General features: G+C 37.3%; 17 protein-coding genes. 15 read left to right on the forward strand and 2 right to left on the reverse strand.

Features of this window, described 5'->3' with window-relative positions:
- Nucleotides 1–6 precede the first annotated feature (6 nt).
- The 7 genes from IW16_RS03690 (at nucleotide 7) to IW16_RS25575 (ending at nucleotide 5,789) form a co-directional block, all read left to right on the forward strand.
- A complete protein-coding gene (locus IW16_RS03690; RefSeq protein WP_034739798.1) occupies nucleotides 7–693 on the forward strand; it encodes an SIR2 family NAD-dependent protein deacylase in 687 nt (228 codons plus the stop codon).
- Entirely contained in the window at nucleotides 693–1,634 is a 942-nt protein-coding gene (locus IW16_RS03695) for an ADP-ribosylglycohydrolase family protein (protein ID WP_034739799.1), read from the forward strand. Before IW16_RS03690 ends, IW16_RS03695 begins: the two co-directional genes overlap by 1 nt.
- Nucleotides 1,635–1,645: 11 nt before the next feature.
- Nucleotides 1,646–2,188, forward strand: a complete 543-nt coding sequence (locus IW16_RS03700; RefSeq protein ID WP_034739802.1) for an RNA 2'-phosphotransferase — start codon at nucleotides 1,646–1,648, stop codon at nucleotides 2,186–2,188.
- 4 nt (nucleotides 2,189–2,192) lie between these two features.
- Nucleotides 2,193–2,948, forward strand: coding sequence for a metallophosphoesterase family protein (locus IW16_RS03705; protein WP_034739803.1), 756 nt, complete (start codon nucleotides 2,193–2,195; stop codon nucleotides 2,946–2,948).
- A 294-nt stretch (nucleotides 2,949–3,242) separates the two neighbouring features.
- Nucleotides 3,243–4,967, forward strand: a complete 1,725-nt coding sequence (locus tag IW16_RS03710; RefSeq protein ID WP_034739804.1) for a M14 family metallopeptidase — start codon at nucleotides 3,243–3,245, stop codon at nucleotides 4,965–4,967.
- A 140-nt stretch (nucleotides 4,968–5,107) separates the two neighbouring features.
- A complete protein-coding gene (locus IW16_RS03715; protein ID WP_034739807.1) occupies nucleotides 5,108–5,389 on the forward strand; it encodes a hypothetical protein in 282 nt (93 codons plus the stop codon).
- On the forward strand, nucleotides 5,379–5,789 hold the full coding sequence (locus IW16_RS25575) for a hypothetical protein (RefSeq protein WP_051889890.1): 411 nt from the start codon (nucleotides 5,379–5,381) through the stop codon (nucleotides 5,787–5,789). The genes IW16_RS03715 and IW16_RS25575 overlap by 11 nt, the downstream gene beginning before the upstream one ends.
- A gap of 35 nt (nucleotides 5,790–5,824) precedes the next feature.
- Here IW16_RS25575 and IW16_RS03725 read toward each other — a convergent pair whose 3' ends face one another.
- Entirely contained in the window at nucleotides 5,825–6,706 is an 882-nt protein-coding gene (locus IW16_RS03725; RefSeq protein ID WP_034739809.1) for a cupin-like domain-containing protein, read from the reverse strand.
- A gap of 495 nt (nucleotides 6,707–7,201) precedes the next feature.
- Between IW16_RS03725 and IW16_RS03730 the strand changes: the two genes are divergently transcribed.
- Nucleotides 7,202–9,952 (forward strand): carboxypeptidase-like regulatory domain-containing protein, encoded by a 2,751-nt coding sequence (locus IW16_RS03730; protein WP_034739811.1) that lies wholly within the window; start codon nucleotides 7,202–7,204, stop codon nucleotides 9,950–9,952.
- A 62-nt stretch (nucleotides 9,953–10,014) separates the two neighbouring features.
- Here the strand turns inward: IW16_RS03730 and IW16_RS03735 are convergent, their stop codons facing one another.
- Nucleotides 10,015–10,512: a DinB family protein gene (locus IW16_RS03735; RefSeq protein ID WP_034739812.1), complete on the reverse strand. Its 498-nt coding sequence runs from the start codon at nucleotides 10,510–10,512 to the stop codon at nucleotides 10,015–10,017.
- A gap of 246 nt (nucleotides 10,513–10,758) precedes the next feature.
- On the opposite strand from IW16_RS03735, the gene IW16_RS03740 reads away from it, so the two are divergent.
- The 7 genes from IW16_RS03740 to IW16_RS03770 all read left to right on the forward strand — a co-directional run bounded on the left by IW16_RS03740 (nucleotide 10,759) and on the right by IW16_RS03770 (nucleotide 18,466).
- Nucleotides 10,759–11,676, forward strand: a complete 918-nt coding sequence (locus IW16_RS03740) for a GLPGLI family protein (protein WP_034739814.1) — start codon at nucleotides 10,759–10,761, stop codon at nucleotides 11,674–11,676.
- A gap of 134 nt (nucleotides 11,677–11,810) precedes the next feature.
- The gene (locus IW16_RS03745) at nucleotides 11,811–12,065 is read left to right on the forward strand and encodes a FeoA family protein (RefSeq protein WP_034739816.1); all 255 of its coding nucleotides are present in this window, start codon (nucleotides 11,811–11,813) and stop codon (nucleotides 12,063–12,065) included.
- Entirely contained in the window at nucleotides 12,065–14,098 is a 2,034-nt protein-coding gene (gene feoB, locus IW16_RS03750) for a ferrous iron transport protein B (protein WP_034739817.1), read from the forward strand. The genes IW16_RS03745 and feoB overlap by 1 nt, the downstream gene beginning before the upstream one ends.
- Before the next feature lie 220 nt (nucleotides 14,099–14,318).
- Nucleotides 14,319–15,347: a DUF4421 family protein gene (locus tag IW16_RS03755; RefSeq protein WP_034739820.1), complete on the forward strand. Its 1,029-nt coding sequence runs from the start codon at nucleotides 14,319–14,321 to the stop codon at nucleotides 15,345–15,347.
- Between the two features lie 63 nt (nucleotides 15,348–15,410).
- Nucleotides 15,411–16,793, forward strand: a complete 1,383-nt coding sequence (glmM, locus tag IW16_RS03760; RefSeq protein WP_034739822.1) for a phosphoglucosamine mutase — start codon at nucleotides 15,411–15,413, stop codon at nucleotides 16,791–16,793.
- A 47-nt stretch (nucleotides 16,794–16,840) separates the two neighbouring features.
- A complete protein-coding gene (locus IW16_RS03765) occupies nucleotides 16,841–17,425 on the forward strand; it encodes a Crp/Fnr family transcriptional regulator (protein ID WP_034740553.1) in 585 nt (194 codons plus the stop codon).
- Nucleotides 17,426–17,494: 69 nt separating this feature from the next.
- On the forward strand, nucleotides 17,495–18,466 hold the full coding sequence (locus tag IW16_RS03770) for a quinone oxidoreductase family protein (RefSeq protein ID WP_034739823.1): 972 nt from the start codon (nucleotides 17,495–17,497) through the stop codon (nucleotides 18,464–18,466).
- Nucleotides 18,467–18,615 lie beyond the last annotated feature (149 nt).

Consider the following 18,615-nt stretch of genomic DNA (forward strand, 5'->3'; position numbering starts at 1 on the left):
AAAAAAATGAAAAAACTAACCATATTAAGCGGTGCAGGAATCAGTGCCGAAAGTGGCATAAAAACTTTCAGAGATGGAGATGGTCTCTGGGAAAATCATAATATCACCGACGTAGCCAGTCCGGAAGGATGGAGAAAAGACAGGGAGCTGGTACTGGAATTTTACAACCAGAGAAGAAGACAGCTTCATGAAGTTGAACCTAATGAAGCCCATCGATTAGTCGCAGAACTGGAAAAACATTTTGATGTTCAGGTCATCACTCAGAATATAGATGACCTGCATGAAAGAGCAGGATCTACGAATATACTTCATATTCATGGCGAACTGTTCAAGTCTTGCTCCTGCAACAATAAAAACCTGGTCTATGAAGAAAAAGGAGATATAAAGATTGGAGATAAAGCGGAAGATGGCGCTCAGTTAAGACCTTTTATCGTGTGGTTTGGAGAAGATGTTCCTTTGTACAAAACGGCTCAGGAAAAGGTAAAAGAAGCGGATATCCTTGTGGTGATCGGAACCTCTCTGCAGGTATACCCGGCAGCAGGACTGATCCATGAGATTAAAGACGATTGTCTGCTTGTTGTGATCAACCCCAACGAGACTGGATTTGGCTACGGAAAAAGAGCGGTTGTCATGAAAGAATCGGCGACTCAGGGCATGAAACTTCTATTTGATAAACTGGTAAATCTTGCTTGATGGAAAATGCAGTAAAAGCAGGAATTTTTGGTGTCTGTATTGGTGATGCACTAGGCGTTCCGGTTGAATTTAAGAATAGAGAAGATTTAAGAAAAAATCCGGTTACCGGTTATTTGGAATATATGTCCTGGAACCAGCCTAAAGGAACCTGGAGTGATGACAGCTCATTGACGCTTTGCATTGCGGATGTACTTACAAAAGGGTATGATTTAGAGAAGATCGGACAAAGCTTTGTAAAATGGAACAAATATGGACATTGGACAGCTTACGGAAGGCTTTTTGATATAGGGGGTACAACAAGACATTCCATTGCGAGACTGATTAAAGGAGAAAGCGCAAGATTTTCCGGAAATATTTTTGAAGAAGATAATGGGAACGGTTCTTTGATGAGAACTCTTCCCTTAGCTTTTTATCTTAAAGATGAAGGGAATATTGAGAAACTGTATCAAATGGTAAAGGAAGTCTCTGCCATTACCCACGGACATTTCCGTTCTGTTTTTGCATGCTTCATGTATATAGTTTTCGCCATAGAGCTTATTAAAGGGAAAAGTAAAAAAGAATCTTATGTGTATATGCAGAAAATGGCTTTTGAATACTCTGTAAATCAGGATTTTAACCCTTGTGAAATAGAGTTGTTCCACAGGGTTTTAAAGAATGATATTTCAGCTTATCCAGAAGAAGAAATTAAAAGTGGTGGCTACGTTCTGCACAGCTTGGAAGCTTCGCTTTGGTGCTTCCTCAATTCGGAAACCTATGCGGAAGCCGTTTTGAAAGCTGTAAATTTAGGCGGAGATACAGATACAACAGGAGCCATTACAGGAGGAATTGCCGGAATTTATTACGGATTTGAAAACATCCCGGAAGAATGGATATCCGGATTGGTAAGAAAAGAAGATATTGAAGTTTTATGTGAAAAGCTTCAGGAAAAATTAATGAATTAAGAACATACACAATGAACGAAATAGAAAACAAAAGAATAAGCAAATTTCTAAGCCTTATTCTCCGACATCAGCCTGAAACTATTCAGTTAAAACTGGATGAAAATGGTTGGGCAGAAGTGAATGAACTGATTACAAAATCTGCAAAAGGCAGAATGCATTTCACTTTTGAAGAGTTGGAAGAAGTCGTAGAAACCAATAATAAAAAGCGGTTTGCTTTTAATGAAGATAAAACAAAAATCAGAGCAAGCCAGGGACATTCCATTGATGTTGATCTGGCCTTGAATACAGTGCAACCCCCTGATTTTCTCTATCACGGAACAGCAGAAACAAATATTTCTTCTATCCTGGAAAAAGGAATTGAGAAAAGAAGCAGGCAGCATGTTCATTTAAGTGCAGATAAGGAGACCGCGACAAAAGTAGGCATGCGTCATGGAAAACCCATTATTCTCACAATAAGAACTGGAGATATGCATAATGACGGAATACTTTTTTATCTTTCAGCAAACAATGTCTGGCTGACAGATTTTGTAGAGGCAAAATATATTTCAAAGTAAAAAAATGAGCAGAACACTTGTAATCGGAGATATTCACGGAGGATTTAAAGCCTTGCAGCAGATTTTTGAAAGAGCAGAAGTAACAGATAATGATAGGTTTATATTTCTTGGAGATTATGTAGATGGCTGGAGTGAATCTTCTCAGGTCATCCGTTTTCTGATGGAGCTTTCCCAAAAAAATGACTGTATTTTCATAAGAGGAAATCATGATGCATGGTGCGAAGATTGGCTTTCCGTTGGAAATACACCCGATATGTGGCTGTTCAACGGAGGGAAAAGCACTATTGAAAGCTATAATGATTATTCATTGGAAGACCTTGATCTTCATCTTGAATTCTTCCAAAGGATGAAAAGTTATCATATAGATCATAACAACCGCCTTTTTATTCACGCCGGATATTCATCTATGCACGGTCCCGAAAAAGAAGTGTATTCCAGCAATTACCGTTGGGACAGAACCCTTTGGGAAATGGCTGTTGCGATGGACAAAAAATTAGAAAAAAACTCAGTGCTTTATCCAAAAAGACTTCTTTTGTACAGAGAAATCTTTATCGGACACACCCCGACAATAGATATAGGAATTAATCATCCTGCCAATAAAGCCAATATTTGGAATATAGACACAGGAGCCGCCTATACAGGTTCATTATCAATGATGGATATTGATACCAAAGAAGTCTGGCAAAGCGATCTGCTTCCTTCTTTGTACCCAAGTGAAAAAGGCAGAAATAGTGATGTCATAGGAAATAAAACCTTATGAAAATAGATCATAGATCGTCAAGACTCCCAACCTTATAGGTTTCCAAAATCTATAAGGTTTTAACCATAAAAACTCAATGTAAATATCATATATATAATAGATTACACACGATTCCCAAAACAGCATGTTATCCAGTGAAATCCCTGATGTTCCTGCACCGTAAAATAGCTATTAAGGCCAAAAATATTAGCGTCCTTGTGTAAATTCACTTAATAATATACGGCCGAATAAATCCTCATTTCCCTTTCCCACCCAAATCATATTAAGTAATTTTGAAGTCTAAAAACTGCTTCAATGAAACTGAAATACCTCTTGATTTTCCTAAGCACAACATTGCTTTTAGCCCAAAATTCATTTCAGACCCCTTTTGAAAAGGGAAACAGAAACCAAACCGTTACCTATGAGGAAATGAATAGCTATTACCAGGATCTTGCTAAAAATTTCAGTACGATTCAGTACCTCAAAAAAGGGGAAGATGACAATGGAAAGGCAATTTATGTCGTGGTCTACAATCCTTTTCCTGAAAAAGATCTGGAGAAGCTGAGAAAAGAGAAAGCCGTCTTAATGGTCAACAATGGAATCCATCCGGGAGAACCTGACGGAATAGATGCCACGATGATGCTGATGAGGGATCTTGCAACAGGGAAAGTGAAAACACCTCAGAACTTTGTTTTAGCCGCTATTTCTGCCTATAATGTTAGCGGGATGCTGAACAGGGGTTCCTTTTCCAGAGCCAATCAGAATGGCCCGGAGCAGTATGGTTTCAGGGGAAATGCCAGAAACTACGACCTGAACAGAGATTTCATTAAAGCAGACTCAAAGAATGCCAAAAGTTTTCAGGAAATCTATCAGTGGCTGCAGCCGGATGTTTTTATAGATAATCACGTGAGTAATGGAGCTGATTATCAGTATACTTTTACCTACATTTCTACCTTTAAGGAACGTCTTGGAAATCCATTGGGAACCTATTTTTACAATGATTACCAGACCAAAAATCTGGATGAAATGAAGAAACTCGGCTATGAAAGTACACCTTACGTAAACATCCATGGGGATGTTCCCGATATCGGATTTGCAGCTTTTGAAGATTCTCCCAGATACTCTACCGGCTATACCTCTTTATTTAATACTATGGGAACTGTTCCCGAAACCCATATGCTGAAGCCTTATGATAAAAGGGTGGATGCTACATACCAATATATGCTGGTGAATCTTCAGAGTCTGGACAGAGACCATAAAAAGATCAAACAGCTCCGTCTTGAGAACTTAAAGCAGTACAAAGCGGGGATGCAGTATGGTATCCGTTGGAAAATAGATTCTACAAAATTTTCTACGATGGATTTTAAAGGGTACGAAGGAAATTATAAACCGAGTGATATTTCCGGTAAACCAAGACTGTTTTACGACAGAAATAAACCTTTTACAAAGAAGATCAAGCTGTTTATGACAGCGGTTCCTACAGGATATATTACCATTCCTAAATACTATATCGTTCCACAGTCCCAATACCGTGTAATCGAAGAACTGAGAAGAAATAAAATCAGGATGAGTGCACTTAAAAAAGACAGTACGGCTTCGGTTGAGTCTTATAAGATCAATGATTTTAAAACTGTGAAAAATCCTTACGAAGGACATTATCTTCATTATGATACAAGCGTAGAAAAAACAAAAAGAAATCTTGCCTTCCTGGCTGGAGACTATCTTATTCCAACAGATCAGCCAGGCGTAAAATATATCATCGAAACACTTGAACCTGAGGCATTAGACTCGTTTTTCAACTGGAATGTATTTGATGGAATTCTTGCTCAGAAGGAATATTATTCTGCCTATATTTTTGAAGACACTGCTTCAGAACTATTGAAGAAAGATAAAAAACTAAAAGAAGCTTTTGAGGCTAAAAAATCATCAGATAAAAAGTTTAATGACGATGGTACGGCCCAACTTGACTGGATCTACAGGAATTCTCCTTATTTCGAAGAAAAAACATTCAGACAATATCCGGTTTACAGAATATTATAAATATTTTAAATTGCGTTAAATTTCTGGTTTTCAGTATTTAATTAATAGGATTTCCACTCATGCAGATAGGGTGTTTTTCCTGCTGGACTTTGAACTTGCTCTGCCGAAATTTGCTTTATAAAACCAATAAAAATTATAGTATGGCCACTAAAAAGCAATTTTTCGTTTCGTTAGAAGGGGTTGATCTTTCAGACGAGCAGTTGAAAAACATCGACAGAGGAATTCAGAGTGTTGTTCTTTCTGAATTGTCAAAGATTGATAATACGCAGGCTTTCGGAGCTCACAGGGACTTTAAAGGACTGTTAAGACCTATGAAAATCAAAGATTGGTTTCCATGGGGAATCATCATCTTCAAACCCGGAATTGATATTCAGAGCCAGGTGAAAGATATTCAGTCTCAAATAAAAGGCTATGGAGGCTAATTCCAATACTTCAAAGAAGATGTGCCCCAGTTATCTTGGTAAAGTAGGGGCACAGCTTTTTGGTGTTACCGGTAAAGACGGTAAAGTAAAATTTATAACACCTCTTATCGTTACAGAAGATTTCCTGGAGCAGAATAAAGACAAAAACAGTCTTGAGCAGAGATTTCGTTTTACAGGAAAATGTGTTGAAAAAGGCTGCGCACAATGGAATAAAGAAGAATCTAAATGTTCATTATCTCAAAAAGTACAGCATTTGGATCTAAACAAAGAAAAAGAACTGTTCTTTTGCCCAATTCGGTCGCATTGCAGATGGTTCTCACAGGATGGAAAAGAAGCCTGTTTCTCCTGCAATGAAGTGACGAGAAATATGGAAGAACTTTTGGTGAGTACACAAACATAAAAAAAGACGCTTCACATTGAAACGTCTTTTTTGTTTTATTTAGGTAAGCCTCTTTTTAAAGCAATCTCTGCGGTCTTAACCGCTGCTTTTTCTTTCCAGTCCATGTATTTGTTTTTAAAATTGGACTTCATAATATCGTCAAACTTACGTTGTACAGTAAGGTTCCAAATCGAGTGAGCCTTCACTGCCCAGGATTTGTCCCAGGCTCTTAACGAGATGGAGAAACTTCCATCGAGATATTTCATCCAGTGCCACCATCCTGTAGGCATGAAAAGCGTGTCCCCATGTTCAAGGAAACACTCAATTCCTTCTACACCATCCAGAGCGGGATATTTCTCGAAATCAGGGTTGTCGATATCATAATCTTCCAGTGCATAGGTTGCATAAGGAAGGCGATATAATCTTTCTTTCCATTTATGTTCAAACAACTTCACGTGTTTTCTTCCATTGAAGTGCGTGTGGAAAATATGGGCCATATCAATATCAAAATGAAGGAAAGTTACAGAACTCTTACCTCCAAAAAACATAGAAGGGTACTTATCTAAGAAACCTCCCATAAGCTCTTTTGGTGCGATAAAATCGTCCATTAATTTATTGGCATGTTTTATCGGATCAAAAAAGAAAATTCTCAGATCGGTAGGCTCTCTTTGAATAAGGTCTATATAATCCGCGAACTTCATTTTTGTCGTTGGTGTATTGATGGGAGCTGCAGGATCGGCTTTTTTAGAATCATAAAGAGGAACTTCAACATCACCTACCACCTCCTTCACATAATCCATCGTCCACTTCTGATAAGCAGGCCAATTTCTTGCCATATTTTTAATGACAACGGGCCTTCTGGGCTTTAGATATTTTTCCATAAACTCTTCCTGAGTAATATCATCTACAACATCTATAGGCTTTAAAATAATTCCCATTTTATAAATTTTATGTTACAAAATTATTAAATAAATATATATGAATCAGTGTTTAAGTTTTTTTTAATCTATGATTCAAATCACTTTTAACTATTTAGACTAAATAAAAATATTAATAATTATTCTTTCTGATATAGTCCTTGGGTTTTTGGCACTATAAGAACATATTTTCTCCGAAAATGTTAAACCGGGATAAAAATATCTTTATTGTTCCGACTTAAATTTAGTGATAAGATTTTAAAGAATTGATATACCAAACGAATTTTAAACATAAAACTGACAGAGTCTTATGTAAAATATCTTAATCTTAAAATTTCGATGCGTATTCCACGCTTAGTAAAGATATTTTAAAATTTTTTACTAAAAGATTGGGTATATAAAAAATATCACTATGTTTATAGTGTTAAATCATTTAACCTTTATCAATAAAATACATCTTTATAAAAAGTGTAACAAAAAACACAACCAATAAACTAATTAGGCAAATAATAAATTATGAAAAGAAAGATCTCATTGTTTCTGATGCTATTTTTTACGGTGCTCACTTATGCACAGAAAACGGTATCAGGGAAAATTACCGATGAAGACGGATCTGCTATACCAAGTGCCAGTGTTACCATAGAAGAACCTGAAAAAGATGCTATTCTGGCATATGGAATCACGAATTCTAAAGGGGAATATAAAGTGACATTTACTTCTTCAGAACCTAATGTAGATCTGAAAGTAAAAGCTTTCAACCAAAAACCACTGACCAAACAAATTACCAACGGTGATCAGACCCTCACTTTCAAAATGCAGTCTGAGGCCACAGAAATAAAAGAGGTACAGCTTAAAACAAAGATGATCACGGCAAGAGGAGATACCATTGCCTACGATCTTAAAGCTTTTGACAGCAAAAGCGACAGAACGCTTGCTGATGTGATGAGAAAAATCCCGGGAATAGAAGTTAATAAAGACGGGACGATTCTTTATCAGGGAAATGCTATTAACAAATTCTATGTTAACGGTAAAGACCTTATGGAAGGCGGTTATGGAACCATCAATAACTCGCTCCCAAAAGATGCGGTGCAAAAAGTGGAGGTTCTTGAAAATCACCAGCCGGTAAAAATTTTACAGGATAAAGTACCATCTGACCAGGCTGCCATCAATATTAAACTGAAAAATTCTGTTACCATGACCGGAAGAGGAGAAGTGGGAACAGGTTTTGGAGATCCTTGGCTATGGAACGTTAAGCTGACCCCAATGTTTTTTGGACAGAAAAGCCAGTGGGTGGTAAACTATAAAGCCAATAATATGGGGGAACAGGTAGAAAGCGAAGGAAACATCTTGGCTTTTGGAAGCGGATGGGAAGGCAAAAGAATCAATGCTGCCCAAAACGACTGGCTGAATGTAGAAAATGCAGATGCTCCCAATTTACCTGTGAAAAGATATCTAATGAACAGCGTACATTACTTGTCCGCAAACTATCTTACGAATATTGACAAAAAGAAAGAATGGGAGCTAAAGGCAAATGCCAATTATACGAATAATGCAGTAGAGAGAGAAGATATTGTAGAAACTGTCTATAGCCCAAGAGATGATAAACCGGGTTCAACGATAACAACAAGTACTAAAAATAAATTTTTCACAGATAAGCTGAAAGGGGAGCTTATCTTTACTAAAAACGCAAAGAAAGGATTCTTTAAAAACACAACAAGTTTCAGTCAATTCTGGAATGCTGACCGGGCTCTTGCTACGAGAGTGGGGAGAGTTGGAAATGAAGCTGTACAATCGCCTACTTCTTCTTTCCAGAACTCTTTAAGTACGATTATACCATGGAAGGAAAAAATGGTGAACTTTAAATCATATATCAGCTATCAGGATGATAGCCAGACTCTTGAAGTAGAACCGGCGAATTACCTTCAGATTTTATATAAAAATCCGACATCAAATTCTACCACACCTATTAATTTTGCTCCGGGAACATCAGCATTGCAGAGCTTCAGACTTAAAACTTTAGATACTTCCCACTCTGCCAACATAAGTTTCAGTACAAAAGGATGGACATTTACCCCTCAGGTAGGAGTTGATTTTTCATCCAAAGAGCTTAATACAGACTTTACAGGCACAGCAATTCCAAATCCTTTGATTCCAAATGATGTTGCCCCAAGTTTTGATGGACCAGGCTATGAAAACGATCTGAAATTTACGGAATTTGCTCCTACGGGATCTTTAGGAATTAATTACAAATCAGAGGCGTGGAGTTTATTTGCAAACATTCCTGTAAATTTCAATAGCATCAAAGCTGAGGACGACCTAAGAAATGTACATAAATCACTGAACAAAACCACGTTTACTCCAAATGCTTATTTACAGTATTCATTTGCTTCTTTCTGGAAAGCAAGTGTGAACGGAAATATAAGCAATAACTTCGGAGATGTAAAGTCTGCTTATGCAGGATATATGCTTCTTAGTCCTGGAGGATTTAATGTAATGGATCCTAATAATCCAATTCCTCAAACTCTTTCTAAGAGTGGAGCTACAAGAATTGAGTATAGAAATCCTTTGAACAACCTCTTTTTCAATGTGACTTACTCTCTAAGCGACAGCAAAAAGAACCTTCTTGCTTCTCCAATTCTTGATATAACTACAGGATTTACATTAATTCAGTACAGAGAGCAGGAAAATCATGCAAAAAACAACCGCTTTGGTGTGGAAGTAGGTAAATACTTTCCGAAATTTAAAACCAATGCTTCTGTAAGCTACAGTAACAGCTTATCTAAAGCAGATGCCTTCCTGGATAATGTTCAATATCTGAGTAAAAATAATACACAGTCTTACGGATTTAAATTAAACAATACGTATTTCAGCTGGATGAGTTTAGATTATAATCTAAGCCTTTCCAGAAACAAACAGGATAATGAGGGATTGAGTGAAAGAGGAGGAAGTTTAGGAATTAATAAAGGATTCAATCACAATTTAGGAGCATTTTTCTACCCGGTTGAAAACCATACTGTAGGGTTTAGCTGGGATCAGGTGAATACAAGTGATGGACAGAATAAGTACAATAACGCTTTTTATGATCTTTCTTACCAGTTTACCTGGTCTAAAAAGAAAATTGATTTTGAACTTAAATGGATGAATATTGCTAACAGAAGGGTTTTTGAGACCTATAATATTAATCAGGCAACCAACAGTGTAGCATATACAAGAATACAGCTCCGCCCAAGCCAGGTCATGTTTACTGTAAAATTTAATTTCAAATAGAATAAACAAAAAAACCAATCTCCCGAAGATTGGTTTTTTCGTTTAAGATATATGCTGTTGCTCTAGAAACCTTGGTTGTCTGCAGATGGGCCGTAGCTTCCGGGAAGAGGAATTTCATTCAACCTGTAATATACTCCAAGCTGTGCTCTGTGGTGGGTGATTTGGTTTAAAGCGTGACGGATAGATCCGTATTTGGTCCATTTGGCAACTTCATGGCCACTGTTTTTTAAAGCCCAATATTCGTTGAGATCTTCTTCCTTAGCCTGGCCAAGTGATTCCTGTGCGGATTTAAAATTATCATCAAGGGTCTGCAAAAGATCTTCTTTTGTTGAAAGGTGCTTGGGCTGAAAATCTCCATTGGCAAAATCAACCTCCGAAGTTTTCAGGATGGTGTCCGGCCATCCGAAAATCTCAGAAATGTGAGTGGCCAGAGGCATCAACTTCATACTTTTCTCATGAGGAGAATAGTCGTTTTTGTTTTCAGGGTAAGCTTCAAAGAACTTTCTGGTCGTCTGATATTCGTTTTCAAACTCGTCTTTAAATTGTGATAAAGTGTCCATATTATTTTGTTTTTTAAGTACTTAAAGATAAGTCTTTTGGAATGTAAAATGTTTTAACGGAATCATAATTTTATAAAATTCAGATCAATTAACTTAACATAATCTACAGAAAATAAAAAATAAACCAGAGAAAATTAAGGTGTCACTTATTTGAAATTCAGTAATTTATATTTTCTGAAATCAAATTTTGAAAAAAAACTGTAACATATTTCATCAACTGCTCACTAATTAGTAAACATCATTACTATGAAAAAACTATTTTCAGTATTCTTTATCGCTCTTTTTGCCTTCGCATCAGCACAGGATTCGAAAGATGCAAAAGAGTCTGCAAACCGTTTCTTTTATGAACTGACTTTTAAGCCGAAGAAAGATTCTACGAAACTGGATAAAGTAGTGACCATCTTAGATATTACAGATAAGAACAGATCAATTTATCAGGATTATACGGTGATTGCTCAGGACTCAATCATGAAAATTGAAATGGAAGCCATTCAGAAATCCGGGATGATGAAAGACCTATCTAAATCTCTTAAAACACCTAAAATTTCAGCTAGGGTCTACAAGACATATCCAAGCATGAAAATACAGTATGTAGATAAAATAGCAAGCGGTTTTACGCCAACTAATATTGGATATAGTGAAGAATTGAAATTTAACTGGAATATCCTGAATGATAAACAAAAAATAGGGGAATACAATACACAAAAAGCAACTACAGAATTTGGAGGAAGAAAATGGACTGCCTGGTTCAGTACTGATCTGCCATTTCAGGATGGACCCTATAAATTCTTTGGGCTTCCGGGGTTGATCATTAAAATTGAAGATGATCAGAAAAATTACTCTTGGGTTTTACAGGGAAATAAAAAAATTAAGGATTATACAGAATACTCATATATAGAAAGCCTTATGCAGGCAAAAGGAGGGAAAGTAAATGAATTAAGCAGAGAAAAGTTTGAAAAGACATTCAACGACTTCAAAAAAGATCCTTTTGCGTCAATCAGACCTATGATGACACAGGAAATGATGTCTAAATCTGTTCCGGGAATGGATGGAACAGTTGGAGATATGGTCAAAAAGCAGGAAAAGCAGTACAAAGACTTTTATAATGCGAATGATAATCCGATAGAAATATCATTACAAAGTACCGACAAAATGAAAAAATAAACATTCATATCAACTAAATTATATTTTTGAATCAACCCAGATACAGTCATGTATTTGGGTTGATTTCTTTCATGTCTGTCGTTATTTAGATTAAATTTAAATAACGTATATTTGCGGTTACTAAAAAGCAGGTTTTGAAAGAGAAGGACTTACATAAATTAAGCAAATTCCCTAAAAACAAAATGGGGAAGATTTTGGGGTATGATAATGATCACCTTAAAATGCCCAATAAGATTATAGAAATGGGACTTCTGCCGGAAACAATTTTCAGAATATTGTATCAGGCACCATTCAATGGTCCTATGTATGTAGAATTTGGAGAAGAGAAAAGCCGAATCGCTCTACGTGAAGAAGAGGGAAATTATATCATTGTTGAAGAATTGAATTAATGCAGGAAAATAAGAAAAAACAGGTCCTTTTAGTCGGGAATCCTAACGTCGGAAAGTCTACGGTTTTCAATGCACTGTGCAATAAAAAACAGAAAACCGGAAATTACGCAGGTGTTACCGTTGCGAGCCATTCTGGAAACTACACCTATAAGAACGAAGAAGTTGAGGTCATCGACCTTCCCGGTTCATACAGTGTCTATCCAAGCTCGGAAGATGAAGCTATTTTTTCCAAATTTCTTATCGACGAGCAGGAAAATTATGCTGGAGTCGTTTACATTCTTGAAGCATTGAGCCTCAAAAGAGGATTGCTTCTGTTTCAGCAAATACAGGATCTGGGTATTCCGATGATTCTGGTAGTCAACCAGATCGATCAGGCTGAAAGAAGAGGAATTTCCATAGATATCCAGAAGTTTTCTGATGCTTTAGGAATCAAAATCATCCAAACCAACGCCAAAGAGCAGTTGGGAATAGACGAGATCAGAGAAGCCGTTCTGCAAAATGGTTTTGTAAAAGCAGATAAAAACTCTTTCGAAACACCGAACGAACATAAAGATTTTATACAGAAACTAGCGGCCCACAAAGGTATCGACAACGAATACAAAGCCTGGATGAGTCTTTCCTTAGGGTCAGATCTGGGAAAAATTGCGTCTATAAAAGATCTTATGAACGAACCTGACTCCAAAAGTTTGGTTCCTAAAAGACTTCAGGTACAGGAAACGGTAAGAAGGTATCAGAACGTTGACAAAATTTTAGCCAATGTTATCTCTAAAAAAGCTCAGTTTAAAGAGCTCCTGACAGAAAAACTGGATAAAGTACTGGTTCACAAATTCTGGGGCTATGTCGTTTTTCTGATGATTCTGTTGGTTATTTTCCAAAGTGTTTTCTTCCTTGCCGAATATCCAATGAACTGGATTGAGGAATTATTCTCCTGGCTGGCTGCCTTTAGTGCGGAACATTTGCCGGAAGGACCGATCAATTCATTGATCTCAAATGGAATTGTGCCGGGAATAGGAGGGATTGTGGTTTTTGCGCCACAAATCGGTATTTTATTGTATTTCTTATACCTGTTAGAGGACTCAGGATATATGGCGAGAGTAGTATTCCTGATGGATAGACTCTTACGTCCTTTTGGACTCAATGGAAAAAGTATTGTTCCCCTGGTATCGGGGACAGCATGTGCTATACCTGCCGTAATTTCTACAAGAAATATTGAGAATGTCAGAGAAAGACTGTTAACTATTTTAGTGACCCCTTTCATGACCTGTTCCGCAAGACTTCCGGTTTACAGTATTATTATAGGACTGATTATCTCGGAAGGATCCTTCCTTGGAATTAAATATAAAGCACTGGTGCTGATGGCCATGTACCTGCTAGGTTTCCTGGTAGCGTTGTTTTCAGCGGCGATTCTAAAAAGATTTATCAAAAACGAAGGTAAAACCTATCTTGTCATGGACCTTCCTGCCTATAAAAAACCACTATTCGGATACGATCTTAAAATGGTTTTGGGCAAGGTGTGGGAATTCGTTACAGGAGCAGGAAAGATTATTTTTATTGTCAGCATCATTATTTGGTTCTTAAGTTATTTTGGACCCAAGCAGAGCCCAGAGCAATTTGTGGCAACAAATGTAGAGTTGGACCACTCATACCTGGCCAAAATGGGGAAAGGAATTGAACCTCTTATTGAACCTCTTGGATATGACTGGAAAATGGGTGTAGGAATTCTGACGAGTTTCGTAGCGCGAGAAGTTTTCGTAGGAACGATGTCTACGCTTTACAGTCTTGAAGATGATGCCCCTGAAGTAAAGGTAATCGATAAAATGAGAAGAGATGTGAATCCTGACGGAACTAAAGTTTTCAGCTTTGCAACAGGTATTTCAGTTCTTTTATTTTACGCATTTGCAATGCAGTGTGTTTCTACACTTGCAGTAGTCTACAGAGAGACCAAAAGCTGGAAATGGACCGGCTTCCAGGTAGCGATGATGACAGGTTTGGCATATTTTGTGTCGTTGATAGCATATCAGATTTTAAAATAATGGATACTTCATTAATTTTCCAGTACGTAATTATTGTATTGATCGTTGCATTTGCCTGCTACTCTTTATTTAAAGTGCTCAGAAAGAATTTTGCACCAAAAAAATTCAGTTCCAAAAGAACAGGGTGCGATAAAGACTGTGGATGTTCATGATCTGTTTTTAAGCTTATAATTGAAAAAATTGTAGTAATTTCATTTTTTGAAACTAAAACCTTTTCGATTTGAGCCCGAAATCAGCAGCATTATTTCTATTTTTCCTTGTAACGGCTATGGTAAATGCCCAGACCGATACGGCCAAAATCAAGTCTTATGCAGATCAGGTTATGGTCAGGGTAAACCTTGATACCAATATTGAAAAATATGTTTTTACGGAAGGTCCCGAGGATAAACCGTTGGAAACAATTCTTACCATCAACAATAAAACGAGAGCTTCTTTTTCTGTCGATTACAGGATTATAAGTGCTACCGTTTCTTTTACACCCAACTTTCTTCCCGGAAACAATGATAATGAACTGAAAGGAAGCAGTTCTTATGCAGACTTCAGATTTCGTTTTTTTCCAAAAAGATTTATTCAGACCGTTTATTACAAAAATGTAAAAGGATTTTATATTGAGAATATGGCAGACCTTTTTCCGGAATGGAAAGAGGGTAAAGACGCCTATCTTCAGTTTCCGAATTTGAGGATTCAAAGCTTTGGAGGATCTACAGCATTTGTAATGAAAAAAGATTTTTCCCTGAAAAGTATCTATACGCAGGGAGAATGGCAAAAAGAAAGCCGTGGAAGCTGGGTTCCTTTTGTAGACTATGACCTTTCCGTTTTCAGAGATATGATCGGTGACAGAAAAGGAAAGGAACTGCAGTATAGTTTCGCAGCTAATATGGGTTATTTTTATAACTGGGTATTGGGCGAAAAAAAAAGAGTAAATATCTCACCTAATGTTTCGCTGGGATTAGGCGGAATGTTTTCCAGCAGCTGGGATATTGGAAATGATGGCTCAAAATTAAACAAAGAAAATACCCAATACCTCATTCTCAGGTTTGCTACAGGACTTCATATTGGATATAATACAGATAGATTCCTGTTTGGAGGGAAATTTAATGTCAATGCATATACATACAATGAAAGCGCAAACGAGAACGTGCAGAACAATAATATTTACGGGCTGCTTTATATAGGTTATCGTTTCCCCCCTCCAAAGGTAGTACAGAGAAATTATGACAAGATCCAGAAAAAGATTCCTATTTTATAACTTATGGGTCTTTTAAGTATCTTTGTCTCCCAGAATAAAACAACTTAAAAAAATAAAAACAGAATGTCGCTAATAAAATCTATTTCAGGGATCCGAGGGACAATCGGGGGAAAAGTAAATGATAACCTGACTCCTCTGGATGTGGTGAAATTTGCTTCCGCATTCGGGACCTGGCTTCAGAATACACAGAATAAAAAAAACTTAAGACTTGTTATAGGAAGAGACGCCAGAATTTCGGGAGAAATGGTTTCGTCACTGGTAGCAGCTACCCTTCAGGGCTTGGGAATTAATGTAGTAGATCTTGGGCTTTCCACAACGCCAACCGTGGAAATCATGGTGCCTGAACTGAACGCAGACGGAGGAATTATTCTTACTGCTTCCCACAATCCCAAACAGTGGAACGCTCTTAAGTTGTTGAATGGCAAAGGAGAATTCATCAGCGGAGATGATGGGGCAAAGGTACTTGCTCTGGCAGAAAGCGAAGATTTCAATTACGCAGAAGTAGATGACCTCGGAAAATATGAAACAAGACAAGATGCGTTTGATATTCATATTCAGCAGATTTTAGATCTTCGGATGGTAGATGTTGAAGCCATTAAAGCTAAAAAATTCAAAATAGTTTTGGATGCCGTGAATTCTACAGGGGGTATAGCTATCCCAATGCTGTTGGATAAATTGGGATGTGAGACTGTAAAATTATACTGTGAACCGAACGGACAGTTCCCGCACAATCCGGAACCATTGAAAGAGCATTTGGGAGACATCTGCGAACTGGTAATAAAGGAAAAGGCTGATTTGGGAATCGTTGTAGATCCGGATGTAGACAGATTAGCCCTAATTGATGAAAAAGGCGAAATGTTTGGGGAAGAATATACCCTTGTTGCTGTTGCAGATTATTTGTTGAAGCATAAAAAAGGAGCAGCGATCTCCAATCTTTCTTCAAGCCGTGCATTGAGGGATGTCGCCGGAAGCCACGATTCAGAATACTTTGCAAGTGCTGTAGGGGAAGTAAATGTGGTTAACCTGATGAAAGAGAAAAATGCAGTGATCGGAGGAGAAGGAAATGGTGGAATTATCTATCCTGATCTTCATTACGGAAGAGATTCTTTGGTTGGTGCCGCGTTATTTTTAACCCATCTTGCCAAAGAAGGCAAAACGGTTTCAGAACTGAGAACTGGCTACCCAAGTTACTTTATGGGTAAAAAGAAAATAGAGCTGACTCCGGAGATTAATGTGGATGATATTTTAGCCAAAATGGAAAAAGAATATCAGAATGAAGAAGTTTCCACAGTAGACGGCGTTAAAATTGACTTTGAAAACAATTGGGTTCATCTTAGAAAATCCAATACAGAGCCGATTATCAGGATCTATACCGAAGCTTATACGCAGGAAGAAGCGGACAAACTTGGAGATGATATCATCGCTAAAATTAAAAGTTTAATTTAAAATATAACAGGAACGGAACAGAAATGTTCCGTTCTTTTTTTACCAACATGTTTGAGCATATACAGAACAGATTTCTATTTCCAACGGAAAAATGGAGGAAATTTCTAAGTTGTTTTGAGCGTATAGAGATTCCCGCTAAGACCCTTCTTTTAAAAGAAAATGAGGTGTCGGACACTGCGTACTATATTGAAAAAGGAGTCGTAAGAGCCTGGTACAATAATGATGGAAAAGATGTGACCTTCCAGTTCTTTATGGAAAACACCATGTTTTCATCCCTTGAAAGTTTCAGGAAAGGGCTTCCCAGCATGGTTTCGTTCGAGACAATAGAATCCTGTGTTTTATGGAAGATTGCCAAATCTGATGCAGACGTCATTCTGGCAGAGGTTTATGAAGATCCGGAATTGAGAAGCCAATTTATGGATTCCCTTTTTGAAAGGATATTTGATTATATGAAACATTTTTTTTCGTTTATAAAGGACACTCCTAAACAGCGGTACATCAGTCTTGCCAAAGAACGGCCGGAAATCATCAGAAGAATTCCCCAGCATTATATAGCTTCTTACCTCGGAATTACAACCGTACATCTCAGTAGAATCAAAAGCAGTATTCTAAAAGATGATTCTTTAAAATAATTAAAATGATAACAAATGTTATCGCTTCACAGGCAGCTGTCATCCTAATTTTGTGTAAAATCTAAAATAATGAAAGCAGCAGTAGTATTTGAAAAAGGAAGTATTCCTCAATACGCAGATTTCCCCGATCCACAAGCTCCCAAAGAAAATGAAATGCAGGTATCTGTCAAAGCAGCATCGATTAAAAATCTTGACAGAGCCATCGCCGGTGGGAGCCATTATTCCGTAAGCAATGATACCCATCAGCCAAAAATTATAGGAACGGACGGTGCCGGATATCTTGAAAACGGTAAAAAAGTTTATTTTTTCAGTAAAAAAGGAACCGCTGCAGAGAAAGTCAATGCTGAAAAACGATTTATTATTCCTGTGTCAGATGAATTGGACTTTGCCACAGCTTCTGCGTTGCCGAATGCCGTAATGGGATCTGCGATGGGTTTGAAGTTCAAGGCCGGAATGAAACCTGGAGATACTGTTTTGATCAACGGAGCCACCGGAATCACAGGAAGAATAGCGGTTCAGGTCGCAAAATTATATGGGGCGAAGAAGATCATTGCTACAGGCAGGAATGAAGAATCTTTACAGACTCTTCTTACACTGGGGGCAGATGAAATAGTTTCACTGAAACAGCAGGATGAAGATTTTAAAAGTAAAATAATCGATATTCACAGTGAAACACCTGTTGATATTATTTTAGATTATCTCTGGGGACATTCCGTGGAAATGCTGTTATCTGCTCTTAAAGGAAACGGAACTTTTTCCCACAAAACAAAACTGGTTTCAGTAGGAGGTATGAGTGGTGATGCCATCCAGCTGTCTTCACAGATTCTCAGGGGAACGGATATTCAGATCTCCGGATCCGGATTGGGAAGCTGGACAAAAGAAGAGACTCATCTGCTGTTTACGGAAATCATTCCCGAAATGTTTCAGGCGGCTGTAGAAAAGAGAATGATAATAGATGCACAAATTGCCTCGATAAAAGATATAGAATCGTTTTGGAATGCAGAAATTCCGGCTGGAAAAAGACTCGTTATAACTATTTAACCACAATTTGCGTTATTTATCCACAATCCTTTTATCTGTTTTCTTTTTTTACTATCTTTATTATAGAAATTTATGAAAAATTAATTCAAAAAAAAGTTGCAACTTTGCATAAACATTTGAATGTCAGTTTCAGAAGTTATTATTAATTA

This window comes from Chryseobacterium vrystaatense (assembly GCF_000737765.1).
Classification (GTDB): domain Bacteria; phylum Bacteroidota; class Bacteroidia; order Flavobacteriales; family Weeksellaceae; genus Chryseobacterium; species Chryseobacterium vrystaatense.

Excerpts from the sequence above, each read along its gene's own strand:
- IW16_RS03740 (WP_034739814.1), top strand. The coding sequence starts at position 10,759 with ATGAAAAAACTATTTTCAGTATTCTTTATCGCTCTTTTTGCCTTCGCA.
- IW16_RS03710 (WP_034739804.1), top strand. The coding sequence starts at position 3,243 with ATGAAACTGAAATACCTCTTGATTTTCCTAAGCACAACATTGCTTTTA.
- feoB (WP_034739817.1), top strand. The coding sequence starts at position 12,065 with ATGCAGGAAAATAAGAAAAAACAGGTCCTTTTAGTCGGGAATCCTAAC.
- IW16_RS03770 (WP_034739823.1), top strand. The coding sequence starts at position 17,495 with ATGAAAGCAGCAGTAGTATTTGAAAAAGGAAGTATTCCTCAATACGCA.
- glmM (WP_034739822.1), top strand. The coding sequence starts at position 15,411 with ATGTCGCTAATAAAATCTATTTCAGGGATCCGAGGGACAATCGGGGGA.
- IW16_RS03690 (WP_034739798.1), top strand. The coding sequence starts at position 7 with ATGAAAAAACTAACCATATTAAGCGGTGCAGGAATCAGTGCCGAAAGT.
- IW16_RS03715 (WP_034739807.1), top strand. The coding sequence starts at position 5,108 with ATGGCCACTAAAAAGCAATTTTTCGTTTCGTTAGAAGGGGTTGATCTT.
- IW16_RS03705 (WP_034739803.1), top strand. The coding sequence starts at position 2,193 with ATGAGCAGAACACTTGTAATCGGAGATATTCACGGAGGATTTAAAGCC.
- IW16_RS03700 (WP_034739802.1), top strand. The coding sequence starts at position 1,646 with ATGAACGAAATAGAAAACAAAAGAATAAGCAAATTTCTAAGCCTTATT.
- IW16_RS03765 (WP_034740553.1), top strand. The coding sequence starts at position 16,841 with ATGTTTGAGCATATACAGAACAGATTTCTATTTCCAACGGAAAAATGG.
- IW16_RS03735 (WP_034739812.1), bottom strand. The coding sequence starts at position 10,512 with ATGGACACTTTATCACAATTTAAAGACGAGTTTGAAAACGAATATCAG.
- IW16_RS03725 (WP_034739809.1), bottom strand. The coding sequence starts at position 6,706 with ATGGGAATTATTTTAAAGCCTATAGATGTTGTAGATGATATTACTCAG.
- IW16_RS03730 (WP_034739811.1), top strand. The coding sequence starts at position 7,202 with ATGAAAAGAAAGATCTCATTGTTTCTGATGCTATTTTTTACGGTGCTC.
- IW16_RS25575 (WP_051889890.1), top strand. The coding sequence starts at position 5,379 with ATGGAGGCTAATTCCAATACTTCAAAGAAGATGTGCCCCAGTTATCTT.
- IW16_RS03695 (WP_034739799.1), top strand. The coding sequence starts at position 693 with ATGGAAAATGCAGTAAAAGCAGGAATTTTTGGTGTCTGTATTGGTGAT.